We start from the raw sequence: 4,425 nt of genomic DNA, 5'->3' as shown, positions 1-4,425 counted from the left end.
CTTGATTATGAAGTAGTCCTTGAATCCTATAAAAAGGTCCTTGAAAAATTGGCGAGATTGTATGTAAATACCATGAATACCATCCACTATATGCACGACAAATACGCATATGAAAAAGGACAGATGGCACTTCATGATACAGAGGTTGGTCGATATATGGCCTTTGGTGTGGCAGGCATCTCATTGGTGGCGGATTCACTTAGTGCAATCAAACACGCAAGGGTAACTGCTCTTAGAGATGAGAATGGCATCACCACAGGTTTTGACATCGAGGGTGATTATCCAATGTATGGCAATGATGATGACCGTGTGGATTTAATCGCAAAAGAGATCGTGACCTTCTTTAGCAATGAAATTAAAAAGCACAAAACCTATCGAGATTCATCTCAGACCATGTCCATTTTAACGATTACCTCAAATGTCGTCTATGGTAAAAAAACTGGCGCGACACCAGATGGTCGACTCAAAGGTCAACCCTTTGCACCAGGTGCCAATCCAATGCATGGTAGAGATCAAATGGGGGCGCTTGCGTCACTCAATACAGTGGCAAAGCTACCTTTTGAGAATATTTGCCAAGATGGTATCTCAAATACCTTCTCAATTGTGCCAACTGCACTTGGCAGGACCGAAGACGTTAAGTTTAAGAATCTTTACAGCATCCTAGATGGCTATTTTATGAAAGGTGCATTTCATCTGAATGTCAATGTCTTATCCAGAGAGCTTCTCATAGATGCCATGAACAATCCAAGCAAGTATCCAACATTGACCATCCGTGTATCCGGCTATGCAGTCCATTTTAATCGCTTAACAAGAGAACAAAAAGAAGAAGTAATCAACCGTACTTTCCACGATCATATGTAAATTCAGAAGAAAAAGTTTAAGGAGGTGGCAATAGATGACAACTAAGCATAAGAGTCTTCAAATTGAATTGAGTGGTGATTTTAAACCCATGAATGGGCCAGTAAACTCAGAAGTTAAAGGGAGTCTCCATTCAATAGAGACCATGGGTCTCGTGGATGGTCCGGGGATTAGAACCATCTTTTTCCTGCAGGGCTGTCCCCTTAAATGTCAATATTGCCATAATCCTGATTCACAGCATTTCATGGGTAAAAAGCATATTTCTGTGGAGGAGGTTTTGGCCATTTCAGAACGCTATAAGGAGTATTATGAGGTTTCAGGTGGTGGCGTGACCTTTTCGGGGGGAGAACCCCTTATGCAAGGTGCATTTCTCATTAAGGCGTTAAGGGCACTTAAAGAAAGAGGCATTTCCACTTGTGTAGATACCTCTGGCTATGGCGTTAAAAAGTATTATTCGGACGTTCTAAGGTTGACGGACACACTTCTACTGGACATCAAGCATGTGGACAATGAAAAGCATGAAAGGCTTACCGGTCGAGATATGACGGGCATTTTGAGTTTTATACAAGCCATAGCAGAAAATCAATATCAGGGTAAGGTTATTATTCGACATGTGATGGTTCCTGGTGAAACCGATCAAGAGGTCTATATGGATCAACTCATTGAAATCATAGGCCCAATTCAGAAAAACGTTGAAAAAATTGAAATTTTGCCGTATCATAAAAGTGGAATTGAAAAATATTCTCAATTAGGATGGACTTATGACCTGGACCAAGTACCTGAAATGGATCCGAAGGTTGCAAATGAGTTTGAAGTGTTGGTCAATCAGAAATTAGAGCGTTCGAGAAAACGCCATAAAGCGGTGTCATAGAGGCATCGTAACAAGACAGGAATCGTATGGAAAATAAGAATCAATGTAATCGAATTAATTGTATTAAGTGTGGGAAATTGCTCTGTATTAACAATATTCCTTTATTGTCTTCTCTTTCAGAGGATGAGGCACATCTCATTTCTGAGGGGGTTTCAAGTGATGCCTATAAAAAAGGGGACATTATTTTTGCCCAGGGACAAAAGGCCAATAAGCTCTATATTATCTGTTCAGGAAAAATGAAGATCTTTAAAAATACCCTTGAGGGCAAGGAACAAATATTGTATATTCTCTCTGCTGGAGATTTTATTGGGGCCTTTAACTTGCTAAAAGAGGATGAGTTTGATTTCAACGCAGTGGCGATTGAAGATACTCAGATTAGCACCCTTGAAAAAGCGGAGTTTGACAAGATTGTCATCAGCAACCCTCAAATTACTTTGAAAATATTTGAAAAGGCCTATGAGCGGATTATTAAGGCTGAAACGCTTGTAGAGCGCCTTTCTAGCAATAGCCCAGACGCGAAAATCGCAGGACTGCTCATTGACTTGGTTGAAAATTTTGGTCACAAAACCGACAAGGGCATTTTGCTCGAGTTATCCATAAGCCGAGAGGAAATGGGAAGCTATGCAGGCATCACACGTGAAACCATGTCGAGGAAGCTTCAGCTCTTTCAGGAGCTTGGCTTGATTCAACTTGAAGGGGTTAAAAAAATCTTGATATTTGACTTGAATAAACTCAAAGCCATGATTTAATAAAAGGTTCAAAGTGATATAAAATAAGGATTTATGTGATATAGAATAAGGATTTATGTGATATAAAATTGAGATTTAAAATGATATACGATTAAGATTTGAAATGAAGATTAAACATTATATGATACAAATAGTAGAATTTGGGTACTAGTTTTCCAAGGAGGATATTGCAATGGATCAAGTTTTTTATAAGATGAGTCCATTGGGTTTTGTTTGGGAAACCCAGGACCCTTTTTTGTATTGTGTTCATCATAAGGATTTTTACCCAAGGGGAAATGCTGTTCTAGGCCCAAGTCTATCGCTTGAAGGAAGAAGATTAGGGGAAGATTTTGATGAACAGAACAAATGGAAAATGTACCATGGCAGAGTTGTTCCTGGATTTCCGGAACATCCACATCGAGGGTTTGAAACGGTAACTGTGGTTCTAGAAGGCTTTGTGGACCACTTTGATTCTGCAGGGGCATCAGGTCGATATGGTAATGGTGACGTTCAGTGGATGACAGCAGGCAGTGGCTTACAGCATGCTGAAATGTTTCCACTTGTAAACGAAGATGCAGAAAATACCCTTCATCTATTTCAAATATGGCTCAATTTGCCTAAAAAAGATAAGTTTGTACCACCGCATTATAAAATGCTTTGGCAAGAGGAAATTCCTAAGATTATCAAAAGGGATGATCAGGGCAATGTTACCGAGATTACACTTGTTGCAGGTGAGTTCGACGGCATCACAGCAGTACCACCGACACCGGATTCATGGGCTGCCAAACGTGAGCATAATTTATCCATCTGGGTGGTTAAAATGGCTGCAAATGCCAAGATAACAATTGAAAACACATCGGATACCCTCAACAGAAGCATTTACCTTTATAAGGGTGATATGTTAATGGTCAATGAGTCTGTGCTCAAGGTCAACCAAAGCGGACAGCTTAGACCACTTGAGCTTATAGAAATTCAAAACAGTGACGAGCCTTCTGAATGGCTCATGCTCCAAAGTGAACCCATCAACGAACCCGTAGTCCAGTATGGCCCTTTCGTCATGAACACTGAACAGGAAATCAAGGAAGCTTACCATGATTATCATAAGACGAGATTTGGCGGCTGGCCATGGGAACGGTCTGATCCAGTACATCCGAGAAGCGTGGGTCGTTTTGCTCGGTATTCCAGTGGTGAAGAACATTTTCCGAAATAGGAGGTGCACATGACTCTTAGAAACGTGATGAGATCAGTAGTCGTTTTGGTCTTGGTTTTAATGATGATCTCAGGCTGTTCAGACTCAAAAAGTGAAGAAGGATCTATGGTGGTTCAATCTGAAACTGGAAGTGAAGTAGAAGTTTCAGACGTCATTTTTGAAAAAATTAGTCCTGAGGATGCTTTAACAAAAATTGAAGAAGGGTCCGTAATTCTGATTGACGTTAGGACCAAGGAAGAGTATGCTGAGGGACACATTAAAACCAGTATTAATCTTCCACTAGATACTTTAGACTCTGAAATTTCAAATTATACGACAGATGTAAATCAACCCCTAATGGTTTACTGTAGAAGCGGAAGCCGAAGCAGTGCTGCAGCGGCTTGGTTAAATGAGAATGGATACACTGCCGTATATGACTTGGGTGGCATACAAAATTGGCCTTATGAAGTCGAAAAGTAATAATGGCAGCAGATGAATCGCACTCAAATGTATCAAAGTAATTAATAAATAATGCAAAGTAAAAAGGGAACATTTGTGATTAAGCTCTTAAGCTCTAATCGCAAACGTTCCCTTTGTTTATGTCCTAGTGGTATGGTTTGTGCCCAGATGGTTTGGCAATTTTATAATCCTAGGTCTATTGTTCGCTGTCTAAGTTAAACTGCCAACCAATGCCGAACTTATCCACTAAATTGCCATAGAGCTTGCTCCAGAAAGTCTCTTGAAGGGGCATTTGGATACGTCCTTCCACTGACAACTGT

Annotated in this window: 5 protein-coding genes; all 5 read left to right on the top strand. The window is 40.3% G+C overall.

Annotation, left to right across the window (positions count from 1 at the left end):
- On the top strand, window positions 1-861 hold an 861-nt coding region (locus AC220I_RS18720; RefSeq protein ID WP_486725385.1), incomplete at its 5' end, for a pyruvate formate lyase family protein.
- Between the two features lie 34 nt (window positions 862-895).
- Window positions 896-1,729 (top strand): pyruvate formate-lyase-activating protein, encoded by an 834-nt coding sequence (gene pflA / locus AC220I_RS18715; RefSeq protein ID WP_486725384.1) that lies wholly within the window; start codon window positions 896-898, stop codon window positions 1,727-1,729.
- A gap of 26 nt (window positions 1,730-1,755) precedes the next feature.
- Window positions 1,756-2,478 (top strand): Crp/Fnr family transcriptional regulator, encoded by a 723-nt coding sequence (locus AC220I_RS18710; RefSeq protein WP_486725383.1) that lies wholly within the window; start codon window positions 1,756-1,758, stop codon window positions 2,476-2,478.
- A gap of 172 nt (window positions 2,479-2,650) precedes the next feature.
- Window positions 2,651-3,667: a pirin family protein gene (locus AC220I_RS18705; RefSeq protein ID WP_486725382.1), complete on the top strand. Its 1,017-nt coding sequence runs from the start codon at window positions 2,651-2,653 to the stop codon at window positions 3,665-3,667.
- Window positions 3,668-3,676: 9 nt separating this feature from the next.
- Window positions 3,677-4,126 (top strand): rhodanese-like domain-containing protein, encoded by a 450-nt coding sequence (locus AC220I_RS18700; RefSeq protein ID WP_486725381.1) that lies wholly within the window; start codon window positions 3,677-3,679, stop codon window positions 4,124-4,126.
- Window positions 4,127-4,425: the final 299 nt, after the last annotated feature.

The organism is Fusibacter sp. (assembly GCF_057447755.1).
The sequence above is the reverse complement of the archived record's forward strand: the minus strand, read 5'-3'. Positions and strand labels throughout refer to the sequence as shown.

What these genes read in the sequence shown, in the direction of transcription:
- pflA (WP_486725384.1), top strand. Translation starts at nt 896, where the DNA reads ATGACAACTAAGCATAAGAGTCTTCAAATTGAATTGAGTGGTGATTTT.
- AC220I_RS18710 (WP_486725383.1), top strand. Translation starts at nt 1,756, where the DNA reads ATGGAAAATAAGAATCAATGTAATCGAATTAATTGTATTAAGTGTGGG.
- AC220I_RS18705 (WP_486725382.1), top strand. Translation starts at nt 2,651, where the DNA reads ATGGATCAAGTTTTTTATAAGATGAGTCCATTGGGTTTTGTTTGGGAA.
- AC220I_RS18700 (WP_486725381.1), top strand. Translation starts at nt 3,677, where the DNA reads ATGACTCTTAGAAACGTGATGAGATCAGTAGTCGTTTTGGTCTTGGTT.